Origin of the sequence: Sulfitobacter sp. 1A15299 (genome assembly GCF_043556915.1) — a bacterium.
GTDB lineage: Bacteria > Pseudomonadota > Alphaproteobacteria > Rhodobacterales > Rhodobacteraceae > Sulfitobacter.
On record NZ_JBIFFJ010000001.1, the window covers coordinates 196,011 to 210,153 of the forward strand.

A 14,143-nucleotide genomic window follows, 5' to 3' on the forward strand; every position below is an offset into this window, starting at 1 on the left:
AGCCCAAACCGCCCCTTACCTATCGCGTCTGACCGCCCCCCTCTACCGCGCTATCACGTCGACTTTAACACGGTCTTGAAGTGTTCGGCCCATGTTGGCGCGATAAAAGTCGTCGCTGGGCGCGGGTCTGGCACAGATGCGGCCCATTCTTCGATTGTTCTGATCCATGAATAGGGTTCGCCCAAGGGCGCGTAAACGGCTTTGTCGCCCAAGACCTCGTGCAAGACTGGTAAATCGTTGCATAAAACACGCGTTCCAAGGCTCAGCGCCTCTGCCGGGGGCAGGCCAAACCCCTCTGCATGGCTGGGGAAAAGCATCCCCGCCGCCCCCTGCACCAAGGCCGCCAATCCTTCGTCGCTGAGGTTCGCCAGCTCTTGCGCGGGGCCGTTTTCAGGCAGGCGGTCGAGCCGGTTGAAAACCGCGCTGTTGTTCCACCCCCGCGCCCCGCAAATCAGCAAGAGCGGCGCATCGGGCCCCATCTTCTGCCAGAGATCCAACAAAAAGCCGTGGTTCTTGCGCGGCTCGATCGTGCCGACGACGACGAAATAGGGACGCTCTGGCGGAAGCCCCGCAGGCAGGTCACCGGCATCAGGCGCGGGCAGATCGACGCCCAGATGTGCGACGATAGCAGACGGAATCCGCCCGCGCATCTGCGCCTCGCTGCGCTGGCGCGTGTCTTGTGAGTTGTAAATCACCAGATCGGCCTGCGCGCTTACCCGGTCGATCTTGGCCCGAAACGGCGCGACGGTGCCGGGGCGTTGATAGGCGGGATGTTCCAGTGGGATCACGTCGTGGATAAAAACAGCACTTCGCCCCCGTGCCTGTTTCACAGCGCCCAGAACCCGGTCCGTCAGATTGCTGTGCCCGACATTCAAATAGGCGAAACCCGGCGGCAGATGCCGGGAGAGCATCGCGGGCAACCGAGCGGGAACGCAGCGCGCGACCGCCAAACGCCGCAAGTCGCTCTCCGCCCGGCTGAGCGCCACACTGCGCCCCCGCGGCAGGCGCGAAAGCAGATCCGCCCGCCCCCAAGCAACGCGGCCCGCGAGCCGATCCTGAAAGGCCCGCATCCCATCGCGGTCCAGCACGGCATAGCCCAAAGCAGTGCGCGCCACTCCAAAAAGCGGCGCAGCCCCTGTCAAAAGATGTGAAAGATAGGCCAGTTCGACCCGATCCACCCCCGTCGCGCCCCGCCCGACCCGACGCAAACTGCGCGTCAGGTCCAACAGCCGCGTGGGGGGAGACTGAGGCTTTTCCAAAGGCCTGCTTCTTGCCCCTACTGCGCCGCCCGGTCGATCTGGGAAATGCTTTGCAGATAGGCCGAAAGATCGTCGCGCAATTCTTCACGGGCAAGGCCGAAGGCCACCGTCGCTTGCAGAAAGCCCGCTTTTGAGCCGCAATCGAACCGCTGCCCGCGGAAACGGAAGCCATAGACATCGCGGTCTTGCTCGATCTCTTGGGCAATCGCATCGGTCAGCTGAATTTCACCGCCCGAGCCGGATTTCAGCTTGTTCAGGTTCTTCAAAACGGTCGGTGCCAGAATGTAGCGCCCGATCACCGCGAGGTTCGATGGTGCTTCGTCGACGGCAGGCTTCTCTACCATGCCATTCACCTTCACCAGATCACCGCGTTCTTCGCTGGTATCGAGAATGCCGTAGGAGGACGCACGGGACGGCTCCACCTCCATCGCGGCGACCATGCTGCCGCCGGTTTCCTCATAGGCTTCGACCATCTGCTGTAGACAGGGTTTTTCCGCTGCGATCACGTCATCCGGCAGCATGACGGCAAAGGGCTCATTGCCGATCAAACGGCGCGCGCACCAGACCGCATGGCCCAGCCCCAATGCCTTGTGCTGGCGGATATAGGCGATTGCGCCGCTGTCCATATTGGTGCTTTGTAGCGTCTCCAGAAGCTCGGTCTTGCCCTTTTTACGCAGCTCCTGCTCAAGCTGTGGGGCGTGGTCGAAGTAATCCTCCAGCGCGCCTTTGCCGCGCGAGGTTACGAAGATGAACTCTTTGATCCCGGCGGCGCGCGCCTCATCAATTGCATATTGAACCAAGGGCCGGTCGACGAGGGTCATAATCTCTTTCGGCACCGATTTGGTGGCGGGCAGAAAGCGTGTTCCCATGCCTGCAACGGGGAAAATCGCTTTTGTAACCTTCTTGCGCATTTTAATCCTTACAACTTATTCGAAATATACAGAACGCCTCGGTCAATTTACCTGCGTCTTTCTACCGGTCACAATCATTGCCGAAACCGCGCTGTCTGGCAACTCGCTTAACTTCCCGTTGCTGCCGATCAAGGCGTCGCGTTAAGCGGAAAACCGCGTCATCCCGTTCAGACTTTCCGTATATTCCACCTGTTTGCAGCCAGATAGCGTGGGCCGGATCGAAAGCAACGCGATGGTAAAGCGCCGTCGGCGAAAGGTTGATTAAGGTCACGATCTCACCCGATCGTGCCCGTTTTGCAGCCTTTGCCCGGTCTTGCGCCAGTTTAATAGGCCGGGTGAAGATGGCCACGCTGCGCCGGGCGTGGGCCGGAAAAGGGCGGAAAGCGCTGTTGGCTTTCTGCGGCAGGGTAACGCTGGCGATGGGGCGCTTCACCCCTTCGGCGTGGCCCTCGTCCAACCTGCGCAGCAACCTTGGCACGTCACGCGGCTCTAACCCGCCGCTCACCAGATGGCGCAGCAAACGGCGGCGTTCTTGGGCACGCAGCTGCGCCCAATGGGCGGCACGGTCCTGCGCGGGCAAGTGTTTGCGATGGAAAACGGCCCAGCTTGCCCCGATATCGAAGAGATCGCGCGGCACACGGTTGGCGCTTCGCATGGCGTTGGCGGCGAAACCGTGGTGGACCTCGGCGCGCGGCACGATTGCCGTGGCATGGCCCACCCGCGCCAGCCGCATGTTCAGATCGGTCTCATCAAGATAGTAATGAAAGGCCGGGTCAAAGCCGCCCACTTTCACCAAGACATCACGCCGAAAGGCCATATTAGTGCCTTCGGTCTTGATTGCCCCCCCGGGCGGAGGGTGCAGGATGCTGGGGGTTTCAGGGTCGACATCAAACTCTTCCGGCTCTCCGAAACCATTCAACCGACGCGCGCGATATTGGAACGAGATACCATTTCGCCCCCGGACGAAACCGGTCATCGCCGCGACCTTGGGCTGTTGCGCAGGCTCCAGCAGGTGGCGCAGCCATTGCGGCTCGGGCACCGCGTCATCGTCGATAAAGGCCACGACCTCCCCCGCGGCCTCGGCGACCCCAAGGTTGCGCGCGGCAGAGATGTTTGGCTTGTCGAAAGGGACCATTTTCAAGGCCCAAGCAAAATGCATGGCGCGGGCGACGGCGATCCCCGCAGGATCGGCCACGATGATGACCTCGAAAGGGGTATATTGAAGCTGTTCCACCCCCGTCAGGCAGCGCCGCAATGCTTCGGGCCGGTTCCGGCTGACGATCACGATGCTGACAGGCACGCCGCTTTCGAGCGTGGCACTGTCGGGGGTAGGGGTCATTCCAGGCCCATTTTCGCCATCATGGCTTCAAGCTTTGGCACATCTTCGGGGTTGTTCAATTCCCAAAACTCGCGCCCCTTGGCCTCGACCTCGGCACAGAGCACGGCACGGCCATTCTCAAGGAAACGCAGCTGCTCCAACCCTTCCAACTGCTCCAAGGGGCCGACGGGCCAGCTTGGGTATTGGGCCAGCGCGGCAGGGCGGTAGGCATAGACGCCGACATGGTGGAAGACCGGGGTCATATCCGTCTCTGCATAGGGCTTTCCGGTGTAGGGAACGACCTCTTTCGAGAAGTAGAGCGCCTGATGATCGGCGCCGAAAACCGCCGTGGTGCCGCCCACGCGGCCCGCTTTGCGGTCGGCCAAAAGACTGTTCAGCGTAGCCCCGTCGCAGCGCAGAACCGGGGTGGCGATCTCGGCCTCGGGGGTGTCTTTCAACCCCTGCACCAGCCCTTCGACGAACCAATGCGGCGTGAGAGGCGCGTCACCTTGCAGATTCACCACGATGTCATAGCCCCCGCCCAATGCGGCATGGGCCTCGGCACAGCGTTCGGTGCCGTTGGCGCAGGCCTCCGAAGTCATCACGACCTCGGCGCCGAAGCCTTCGGCGGCCTCCCGAATGCGGTCGTCGTCGGTGGCCACCACCACGCGGTCGACACCCGACACCGCGCTGGCGGCCCGCCAACTGCGTTCGATCAGTGTTTGTTTCTGGCCCGACGCCCCGGTGAGCGCCACCAGAGGTTTGCCGGGATAGCGTGTGGAAGCATAGCGGGCGGGGATGACGATCAGGACAGACATCAGCCCGCCTTCAACTCAACGCCCGGCGCATGGGCGATGAAGAAAGGGTTGGCGAAATCGTCCTTGCCGTAGGCCAGCGGGGTGAGGTCATCGAAACGCACCACAGCGCCGCCTGCCCCGTTCAGCACCGCATGGCCCGCGGCGGTGTCCCATTCCATCGTGCGGCCCAAACGCGGGTAGAGATCGGCCTCTCCGGTCGCGACGAGACAGAATTTCAGCGACGACCCCGCCGAAGTCATGTCGCGCACGGCGTATTTTCCGATGTAATCATCGGTCGCCTGATCGCGGTGAGATTTCGAGGCGACGACCATCAGGGCCGCATTGTCAGGGTCAGAGACCGAAATCGCCTTGGTCTCCCCCACCTGCCGCTTGTCGAATGCGCCGACCTCCTCGACCGACTGGCCGTCGGCCTGGGTAAAGAACATCCGGGCTTTGGCGGGGGCATAGACCACGCCGCGCGTCGGCACGCCGCCTTCGACCAGAGCGATGTTTACCGTGAAATCTCCGCGGCGGTGGACGAACTCTTTGGTGCCGTCCAGCGGATCGACGATGAGAAAGGTATCGCCCTTGGCGGAATGGGTCGCGGCCTGTTCTTCGGTCACCAACATGACATCGGGGAAAGCCGCGCGGAGCCCGTCGGAAATGATCGCATCTGCGGCTTCGTCGGCGGCGGTGACGGGGCTGTCGTCGGATTTCGATTTCACCTCGAAATCGTCCTGACCGTAGATCTCCATGATCTTATCCCCGGCTTCCAATGCCAGCCGCCGCATTTCCGCGACCAGTTTCTCGTAATTCATTCTGCCTCCGGCCCTGCGGGCTGTCGTTGCTTCAATTCACCCTTTCCCTTATGCTGCGGAGCTAACGGAACAGCAAGAATTCCGTGCCACGCTAGGGCTTCGTCAAGGACGCGCGCATGTTCCAGTCTTCCAGAAAGCCGAAATCCGGCATCGGTTCTGCCCTCGCCATCGCGGAACTGGTCTACCATTCCGTGGTGCGCAACGTCCGCAAACAGCACAACAATGCCTTTATCGCCATCGCGATGAACATGCTGCAAACAGTGATGTTCGTACTGGCCTTCTATGTGATGTTCTCGATCCTCGGGATGCGCGGCTCTGCCGTGCGGGGTGACTTCCTCATCTATCTGATGTCGGGGATTTTCCTTTACCTCACCCATGTGAAGGCGTTGGGCGCGGTCGCAGGGTCTGAGGGGCCGGCAAGTCCGATGATGCAGCACGCCCCGATGAACACGATCATCGCCATCGCATCGGCGGCGGTGGGGTCGCTCTATATCCAAGTGCTGTCGCTCTTCGTGATCTTGTTCATCTATCATGTGGCGGTCACGCCGATCACCATAGACCAGCCCTTTGCCGCTTTCGGGATGATGCTGACCGCTTGGTTTACCGGCTGCGCGCTTGGGCTGGTGATGCTGGCGATCAAACCGTGGTTTCCGTCTTTCGTGACGATTTTCTCGACCGTCTATCAGCGCGCCAATATGATCGCTTCGGGGAAGATGTTCCTCGCCAACTCTCTGCCCGGCTATATGCTGGCGATGTTTGACTGGAACCCGCTGTTTCACAGCATTGACCAAGCGCGCGGCTTTGCCTTCATCAATTACAACCCGCGCTACACCAGTTGGGAATATCCGCTTTGGGTCGGGCTGGTGCTTTTGATGATCGGGCTAATGGGCGAATTCTATACCCGCCGCCATGCGTCGATCAGTTGGAACGCCCGGCGATGAGACTTCTGGCACTCTTCCTCTGCCTCTGGGCACTGCCTGTCTGGGCAACGCAGGATGCATGGCCTGCCCTACATGACGTCAGCGGAGTTGCGGCGGATGATGTGTTGAACATTCGCCAAGCCCCAAGTGCCAATGCTCCAATCATCGGCAGTTTCGAGCCTGACGCCCAGAACATCGAAGTGATCCGCCCCAATGACCATCACGGTTGGGGCTTGGTCAACACGGGCGAAGGAACCGGCTGGGTGTCTTTAAGCTTCCTCACCCGGCAACCGGGCCAATGGGCCGGGGCGATGCCACCCGTGGCCCATTGCGGCGGGACAGAGCCGTTTTGGTCTTTTGTCTTGACCGGCGATGCGCTGAGCTATGACGCCATGGCGGGCGGCGCAGGCGATTACCGCATCACACAGTCAGGCCCGGCGCAGGGGCGACGCGACAGTTTTCACATGATCGCCGAGGGGCCGCAGGGCGCGGCCATCGCCACGCTCATGACGCGCGCCTGTAGCGATGGCATGTCGGACCGCGCCTATGGGCTGGCGGTCGACTTCCTTTTGCAAGGGAATGATGGCTGGCAACATCAGACAGGGTGTTGTTCTCTCAGCCGCTAGAGCAACGGACTTTTTGAAAAAGTCCGTCACCGTTTTCTTTTAAAGAAAACGTCACTCCACCACGCGCAGCGTCAAGTTGATCCGCCCGCCTTTGGGCAGCAATGTCGAGGTGCCGGGTTTGATCCGGTCCACGCCGTGATAGGTCAGCCGCGCATCTCCGCCCATCACCACCACATCGCCCGATTGCAGCCAGATCGATTCCGTCTTGCCCCCTCGGGTTAGGTTGCCGATCCGAAACAGCCCATCGTCCCCCAGAGAGACTGAGACCACAGGCCACTGAAAATCCGCCTCGTCCCGGTCCTGATGCAGCCCCATGCGCGCATCTGCATCGTAATAATTGATCAGGCAGCATTCCGGGCGGCGCTCCAACCCGGTCAACTGATCCCAAATCGCCATAATCGGTGCCGGAATCTCGGGCCAAGGCTGGCCGTCGGGGTGTTCGGTGACGTAGCGATACCCGCGCCGATCGGAAAACCAGCCATAGCGCCCTGCCGCGCTCATCCGCACCGACATGCGCCCGCCGCGCGGCACTTCGGGGCGAAAGAACGGCGCCTGGCGCACCACGCCGCGCACCGCCTCCAGTACCTCCTGCTGGGCCGCTCTTCCTAGAAATTCCTTGTGAATATCAAAGCCCCGGAGGCGCAAAGCAGTCATTTTTCGTTCTTCCTCGCTCGTTTAGCAAAAACATCACGGAATCGCGACCATCCAGACCAGCCAATGGTTGCAGGGTGCAAATACCCTCCCTATATACGCTCCGAACCGTCGAAGGCACGTGGTCTTCGATGTCAACAGATCGGGGCAGGATGCCAAAACGGGTCCGCGCCTCGTGTCATCGCCTTAGATTCAAAGAGGGATCGAAACATGTCCAAAGTAATCGGTATTGACCTTGGCACCACCAACAGCTGTATCGCCATCATGGATGGCAGCCAGCCGCGTGTGATCGAAAACGCCGAAGGCGCGCGCACCACGCCGTCGATCGTCGCCTTCACCGACGACGAGCGCCTTGTCGGCCAGCCGGCGAAACGCCAGGCGGTCACCAACCCTGAAAACACAGTCTTTGGCGTCAAGCGCCTGATCGGCCGCCGCAACGACGATGCGGATCTGGCCAAAGACAAAAAGAACATGCCGTTCAACGTCATCGACGGCGGCAACGGCGACGCATGGGTCGAAGCCAAGGGTGAGAAATACTCCCCAAGCCAAATCTCGGCCTTCATCCTCGGCAAGATGAAAGAAACCGCAGAAAGCTATCTGGGTGAGGAAGTCTCTCAGGCGGTCATCACCGTGCCGGCCTACTTCAACGACGCTCAGCGTCAGGCCACCAAAGACGCCGGCAAAATCGCCGGTCTCGAAGTGCTGCGCATCATCAACGAGCCGACAGCCGCCGCGCTGGCCTACGGCCTCGACAAAGAGAACACGCAAACCATCGCGGTCTATGACCTTGGCGGTGGTACATTCGACGTGACCATTCTTGAGATCGACGACGGCCTGTTCGAAGTGAAATCCACCAATGGCGACACGTTCCTCGGTGGTGAAGACTTTGACATGCGCATCGTGAACTACCTTGCGGAAGAGTTCAAAAAGGCCAACGGCGTTGACCTGACGCAAGACAAGATGGCGCTGCAGCGTCTGAAGGAAGCGGCAGAGAAGGCTAAGATCGAACTGTCCTCCTCCAGCCAGACCGAGATCAACCAGCCCTTCATTTCGATGGGCAAGGACGGCTCGCCGCTGCACATGGTCATGAAACTGACCCGCGCCAAACTGGAAAGCCTTGTTGGTGACCTGATCAAAGCCTCGATGAAGCCCTGCGCCGCCGCGCTGAAAGATGCCGGTCTGTCCGCGTCCGATATCGACGAAGTCGTGCTCGTGGGTGGTATGACCCGCATGCCGAAGGTGGCTGAAGAGGTCTCCAAATTCTTTGGCAAGGAGCCGCATAAGGGTGTGAACCCGGACGAAGTCGTGGCGCTTGGTGCCGCCATTCAGGCCGGTGTTCTGCAAGGCGACGTGAAGGACGTGGTCCTGCTTGACGTGACCCCGCTGTCGCTCGGCATCGAGACGCTGGGTGGTGTCTTCACCCGTCTGATCGACCGCAACACCACGATCCCGACGAAGAAGTCTCAGGTCTTCTCGACCGCCGAAGACAACCAGAACGCTGTGACCATCCGGGTCTTCCAAGGTGAACGTGAGATGGCAGCCGACAACAAGATGCTCGGTGCCTTCAACCTTGAGAACATCCCGCCTGCCCCGCGCGGCATGCCGCAGATCGAAGTGACCTTCGACATTGACGCCAACGGCATCGTGTCGGTCGGCGCGCTCGACAAAGGCACCGGTAAGGAGCAGAAGATCACGATCCAAGCTTCGGGCGGTCTGTCGGATGCGGATATCGAACAGATGGTCAAGGACGCGGAAGAGAATGCCGAGGCGGACAAGTCCCGTCGCGAGTTGATCGAAGCGAAGAACCAGGCGGAATCGCTGATCCATTCGACCGAAAAGTCGCTGGAAGAGCATTCCGACAAGGTCGACCCGACCACCGTCGAAGCGATTGAACTGGCCATTGCCGCGCTGAAAGACGAGCTGGAAACAGACAACGCCGACAAGATCAAGAACGGCATCCAGAACGTCACCGAAGCCGCCATGAAACTGGGCGAAGCCATCTATAAGGCCGCTCAGGACGAGGGCGGCAGCGACGACACGGCGCAGCCTTCGGATGCTCAGCAAGCGCAAGGTGGCGATGACGACATCCTTGATGCCGAGTTCGAAGATCTGGACGACGACAAGCGCGCGTAAGCGTGAAACGGAACCTGTGAAAGGGCCGGTCCGTCAGACGGGCCGGCCCATCACGTTCCAGCGCAGGAGCATGATAACCCATGGCAAAACGTGATTACTACGAGGTGCTTGGCGTTGCCAAAGGGGCCTCTGCCGACGAGATCAAGAAGGCCTATCGCCGCAAGGTGAAGGACCTTCACCCCGACCGCAACAAAGACAATCCCCAAGCCGAAGCCCAATTCAAAGAAGTGGGTGAGGCCTATGACGTGCTCAAGGACGGCGACAAGAAAGCCGCCTATGATCGCTACGGCCACGCCGCCTTTGAAGGTGGCATGGGCGGCGGGCGTCCCGGTGGCGGCATGGGCGGCGGTCAGGGCGATTTCTCTTCGGCCTTTTCCGACGTCTTCGACGATCTCTTCGGTGACTTCATGGGCCAGCGTGGGGGTGGCGGCGGACGCCGTGCCGCACGCGGGGCTGATTTGCGCTATAACCTGCGCATCTCGCTCGAAGATGCCTTTTCTGGCATGCAAAAGTCGATCACCGTGCCGGCCTCGGTCCAATGTGACGCCTGTGACGGCAGCGGCGCCGAAGGCGGCGCGGAACCTTCGACCTGCCCCACCTGTTCGGGCATGGGCAAGGTGCGCGCCCAGCAAGGTTTCTTTACCGTCGAGCGGACCTGCCCGACCTGTTCCGGCATGGGGCAGATCGTAAAGAATCCTTGCAAGAAATGCCGTGGCGCGGGCCGGGTTGAGAAAGAGCGCACGCTCTCGGTCAACATCCCCGCGGGCGTCGAGACCGGCACGCGCATCCGTCTTGCTGGCGAAGGCGAAGCGGGCATGCGCGGCGGGCCGTCGGGTGATCTCTACATCTTTATCGAGGTGGCCGATCACGACTTGTTCGAACGCGACGGGCCGAACCTCTTCTGCCGTGTTCCGGTGTCGATGAGCACCGCCGCTTTGGGTGGCAATATCGAAGTGCCCACCATCGACGGGGGCCGGGGCCGCGTGCAGATCCCCGCGGGCAGCCAATCGGGGCGTCAGATGCGTCTGCGCGGCAAGGGCATGCCGCCGCTGCGTGGCGGTGGCGTGGGTGATATGATCATCGAACTGGCGGTCGAAACCCCGGTGAACCTGACCAATCGGCAGAAAGAACTGCTGCGCGAGTTCGAGGGCGAGGCCCAGAACAACAACCCCGAAAGCAGCAATTTCTTCTCTTCCGTCAAATCCTTCTGGGATTCGATGAAGGGTTAACCATTGGGGGGAGCTGCGAAGGCGGCTCCCCTTTTGCGGCAATATGGTGAACGAAGTTATAATCGTCCGTTAACCGAATAATAACCACTTTGACGCAACACTCCGGGCATGAACCGCGCCCCAAGAACCTTGGCTGATCAGCCCCTCCCCTATCTGCTGGACGAAGCGCAAGCGCCGCCGTCCAATACGGGGAAGCAACCCTCTTACATCGCGGATCACCGCCAACGTTTGCGCAGCCGTTTCATCGACGGGGGCGCGGCGGCCATGCCGGATTACGAGATGTTGGAGCTTGTCCTCTTCCGCGCCATCCCGCGACGGGATGTAAAACCGCTGGCGCGCGAACTGCTCGACCGGTTCGGCGATTTCAACCGCGTCATCACCGCCCCCGCCGCCCGGCTGCGCGATGTCAAAGGCGTGGGCGAAGCGGTGATTGTCGAACTCAAGATCATTGAGGCTGCGGCACAGCGGCTGGCCCGAGCGAAGGTGCTGCAACGGCATATCGTTTCCTCATGGGACGCGCTGCTGGACTACTGCCACACCACCATGGCCCATCTGGAGATGGAGCAGTTTCGCGTCCTCTACCTCGACCGGAAGAACATCCTCATCGCGGATGAGGAACAGGCGAAGGGCACGGTGGACCATGTGCCGGTCTACCCGCGCGAGGTTGCCAAACGGGCGCTTGAGTTGAACGCCAGCGCGATCATCCTTGTGCACAATCACCCCTCGGGCGACCCCAGCCCGTCACGCTCAGACATCGACATGACCCGGCAGGTCGCCGCCGCCTGTGATGCCCTGGGGCTGACGCTGCATGACCACCTGATCATCGGCAAATCGCGCGAGCTCAGCTTTCGCAGTGAGGGGCATTTATAGCGGGGTGCGCCTAGCGCACCCAAACCTCCACCCGCCGGTTGGCCTGACGGCCCCATTCGCTATCGTCACAGGCAATCGGCATCGCCTCGCCAAAGGCATCGACCCGCAGATCGATGCGCGACAGGTTGGCGGTGACCGCAGCGGCGCTGACGGCACGCTGTACCGCTTCGGCCCGGCGCAGGGCGATTTCGCGATTGGCCCGCGCGGCCCCCTCGCCATCGCTGAAGCCCACGAACATCAGCCGCCGCGCGTCATATAGCCCCTGTTCCAAGGCCCGCGCCAACTGCTGCACGTTGGACCGCGACTGCGCATCAAGCCGGATCGACCCCGCCTCGAAACGGAAAGAGGTGGTCAGCCGCGCCATCGGCACAAGCGTCGCCGTCATGCGCTGCAACTCCTCTAGCGGGGTTTCGACACCCGCCGTGATGATCGCATTGGCAAAGCGGTTGCCCTGTTCCTCAACCGGGATTTCCTCGGGCGTTTGATCCACGAAACCGGCCCGGCGGATCACGATCTGGGCCGAAGGGCCACGGGTAAAGGCCAGAAACTCGCGGGTGATCAGCGGCAAGCGCCGGGCGGGGAAATAGAGGAACATCGGCGCGGTCAGCGGGTAGTCTTCGGTTTTGATCGTGCGCCGTGCGGCATCCAGCGCAAAACCGCAGTTGCCGCCAAGGGTCAGCACCTCGGCCTCGCCCTGTTCGGCATAGCTGGTGATGCCAAGGGCGAAAACATCCCGCGCGACCGCCTCGGCCAGCGCATCGGGCATGGCGTGGCGGGTGACATCGGCGGTCAGTTCCAGCCCGGCGGGGGTGAGAACCTGATCCACGATGGCTTGGCTCAGCCCGCTGTCGGCGGTGGGCAGATGCAACTCAATCGGCGCGTCCGGCCCGCCGAGGCGCTGCCAATTCTTGATCTCGCCCGAGAACACCCGCGCCAAAGTCAGTGGCGAGATTTGTTTGACCGGATTGGACGGGGCGACCACGGGCACCACCGCATCGAGCGCCAGAACCCGGCTGCGATTGGCCCCGGTCAGATCACCCAAGCCTGCCTCACGGGCATTAATCCGCTCCTCGCGGCGCACCTCGCGCAGGGCCATGACGACATCGGCCTCATCCGCCAGCAGATCGGCAAAGCCCTCGTTGGTATTGCTTGCCCGGAAATCGAACCGCGCGGCGAGCTTACCGTCGTCCTGACGCGCCAGCAGCAGCGCGAAGCGCCCGCTGTCCCCCTCTTCGCGGCTGACGGTATAGCCTTGCCGCGCGGCAAAGGCTTCGATCAAGGCAGGCATCAAAACCGCCCCCATGGTGGCGGAGCCCGAGAAGCGCACCTCGGCCACGAAATCTTCCAGGTTGGGGCAGCCCGGCCCGGCGCAGGACACGCCGCTGCTGTCGACGGTCAATTCGCCATAGTCCGTCTCGACACGGTAGAATTCGCCGTCGAACCCCAGCAGGGTGCCGCTGAGTTCGACGCTGCCATCGCGCGAGGTCAGTGCGATGTCCTGCGCCGCAGATGCGCCCGCTGTAAAAAGCAAAAGTGCGGCGCTGATCGCCGCACGTTTCAACCCGTTCATCTAGACCTACCCGGTTGCGTCAGTTCTGCGCGACTTTCAGGTCTTGGAGCAAATTATTCAACACCAGAAAATTGCCAACCGCGTCACAGTCCGGCACGGCAAGGGTCAGGTTCTGGGTTTTCACCGGATCGTCGCCGCGCAGTTCCAGCGCCTGTGCTTCGATCTCAAGCCCGCAGTTCGCCTCGCTTACCTCGGCCTCCACGCTCAGCGCGACATCGCCCTCCTGCGCCGCTTTGGCGACCGGGAAGCTATAGACTTCGGCCATCAACGGCTCAGCGGTGTCGGTGTCGCCATTGCGGGTCATGAAGCCCCCTTCGCCCAGCACGGCAGCGGTCATATCGCGCGGCGCGCCGGACCAGACATGGCCCGCGTCGCCGTAATCCGCGCCGAACTCGCGGGCGTGAAGCTCGAACCCTGCCGTGCCTTTCCATTGCAGCACGACGCGGTTGAAATCAGAGAGTTCAGGGACCGAAGTCTGCGCCACCGCGCCATCGCCGTTGCCGAAGGCGAGAATGAAAACAGCCTCTTCCGCCAAGGCCGGGACGGTGACGGACAACTGCCCTTGGTCATCGGTGACTTCGGTGAAAATCATCCCGTTGTGATGCACGGTCAGCCGCTCATTTGGCAGGCAGGCAGCATCGAGGGTAAGTTTCACCATCGCGGCGGCAACGGCATGGGCTTCGGCGATTATATCGCAGGTCGCGGGGATCGCGGCGCTGTGGTTTTTCGGGGCGGGCGGCAGGCCTTGGGGCGCTGCGGCCTTGACCACGCGGTCATCCAGCGTTGGCAGGGCAATGGGGCTTTCAAGCGCGGCAGAGGTCAGGGTGATGCCTTCAACCTCAAGCAAGGCGCCATTGTCGGCCACCGGGCGCTGCGCCTCACCTGCGCCATAGCGCTGCTGCGCGGTGTCGGAGCTTTGCATGACATAGCCAATGCTCACCGCACAGGCCAGAGTGCCGACAGCTGTCAGAATTTCTTTCGTGCGCCGCATGACAAGTCTCCTTCAACGGATTCGTTAGAGACTTTATGGGCGTGGATCAG

13 protein-coding genes are annotated in these 14,143 nt (G+C 61.7%); 5 read left to right on the top strand and 8 right to left on the bottom strand.

All coding sequences use genetic code 11. The annotated features are described in order from the left end of the window. Positions 1–53: 53 nt before the first annotated feature. From ACGYK7_RS00895 to cysQ, 5 genes are all read right to left on the bottom strand, one after another. Positions 54–1,226: a glycosyltransferase family 4 protein gene (locus ACGYK7_RS00895; RefSeq protein WP_394398143.1), complete on the bottom strand. Its 1,173-nt coding sequence runs from the start codon at positions 1,224–1,226 to the stop codon at positions 54–56. A 50-nt stretch (positions 1,227–1,276) separates the two neighbouring features. Then, positions 1,277–2,170, bottom strand: coding sequence for a UTP--glucose-1-phosphate uridylyltransferase GalU (galU, locus tag ACGYK7_RS00900; RefSeq protein ID WP_394398145.1), 894 nt, complete (start codon positions 2,168–2,170; stop codon positions 1,277–1,279). 61 nt (positions 2,171–2,231) lie between these two features. Beyond that, entirely contained in the window at positions 2,232–3,509 is a 1,278-nt protein-coding gene (locus tag ACGYK7_RS00905) for a glycosyltransferase family 2 protein (RefSeq protein ID WP_394398147.1), read from the bottom strand. Then, positions 3,506–4,306, bottom strand: a complete 801-nt coding sequence (locus ACGYK7_RS00910; RefSeq protein ID WP_394398149.1) for a 3-deoxy-manno-octulosonate cytidylyltransferase — start codon at positions 4,304–4,306, stop codon at positions 3,506–3,508. Before ACGYK7_RS00910 ends, ACGYK7_RS00905 begins: the two co-directional genes overlap by 4 nt. Continuing rightward, complete coding sequence (gene cysQ, locus ACGYK7_RS00915) at positions 4,306–5,103, bottom strand: 3'(2'),5'-bisphosphate nucleotidase CysQ (protein WP_394398151.1); 798 nt, start codon at positions 5,101–5,103, stop codon at positions 4,306–4,308. The genes ACGYK7_RS00910 and cysQ overlap by 1 nt, the downstream gene beginning before the upstream one ends. 116 nt (positions 5,104–5,219) lie before the next feature. Here cysQ and ACGYK7_RS00920 point away from each other — a divergent pair, with 116 nt between their 5' ends. Then, a complete protein-coding gene (locus ACGYK7_RS00920) occupies positions 5,220–6,044 on the top strand; it encodes an ABC transporter permease (protein ID WP_067264256.1) in 825 nt (274 codons plus the stop codon). Next, positions 6,041–6,649, top strand: coding sequence for a COG3650 family protein (locus ACGYK7_RS00925; RefSeq protein WP_394398154.1), 609 nt, complete (start codon positions 6,041–6,043; stop codon positions 6,647–6,649). Before ACGYK7_RS00920 ends, ACGYK7_RS00925 begins: the two co-directional genes overlap by 4 nt. 51 nt (positions 6,650–6,700) lie before the next feature. Here ACGYK7_RS00925 and ACGYK7_RS00930 read toward each other — a convergent pair whose 3' ends face one another. Further along, positions 6,701–7,303, bottom strand: coding sequence for an alpha-ketoglutarate-dependent dioxygenase AlkB family protein (locus ACGYK7_RS00930; RefSeq protein ID WP_394398155.1), 603 nt, complete (start codon positions 7,301–7,303; stop codon positions 6,701–6,703). Between the two features lie 207 nt (positions 7,304–7,510). On the opposite strand from ACGYK7_RS00930, the gene dnaK reads away from it, so the two are divergent. The 3 genes from dnaK (at position 7,511) to radC (ending at position 11,532) form a co-directional block, all read left to right on the top strand. Continuing rightward, positions 7,511–9,433 carry a molecular chaperone DnaK gene (gene dnaK, locus ACGYK7_RS00935; protein WP_394398157.1) on the top strand — a complete coding sequence of 641 codons (1,923 nt, stop codon included), beginning with the start codon at positions 7,511–7,513 and terminating at the stop codon, positions 9,431–9,433. Positions 9,434–9,513: 80 nt separating this feature from the next. Continuing rightward, positions 9,514–10,662 (top strand): molecular chaperone DnaJ, encoded by a 1,149-nt coding sequence (gene dnaJ, locus ACGYK7_RS00940; protein ID WP_394398159.1) that lies wholly within the window; start codon positions 9,514–9,516, stop codon positions 10,660–10,662. A gap of 108 nt (positions 10,663–10,770) precedes the next feature. Next, on the top strand, positions 10,771–11,532 hold the full coding sequence (gene radC / locus ACGYK7_RS00945) for a DNA repair protein RadC (protein WP_394398161.1): 762 nt from the start codon (positions 10,771–10,773) through the stop codon (positions 11,530–11,532). Positions 11,533–11,542: 10 nt separating this feature from the next. Here radC and ACGYK7_RS00950 read toward each other — a convergent pair whose 3' ends face one another. Both ACGYK7_RS00950 and ACGYK7_RS00955 read right to left on the bottom strand, forming a co-directional pair. Further along, a complete protein-coding gene (locus ACGYK7_RS00950; RefSeq protein WP_394398163.1) occupies positions 11,543–13,102 on the bottom strand; it encodes a phosphate ABC transporter substrate-binding/OmpA family protein in 1,560 nt (519 codons plus the stop codon). Positions 13,103–13,121: 19 nt separating this feature from the next. Then, a complete protein-coding gene (locus tag ACGYK7_RS00955) occupies positions 13,122–14,093 on the bottom strand; it encodes a hypothetical protein (RefSeq protein ID WP_394398164.1) in 972 nt (323 codons plus the stop codon). Between the last annotated feature and the right edge of the window lie 50 nt (positions 14,094–14,143).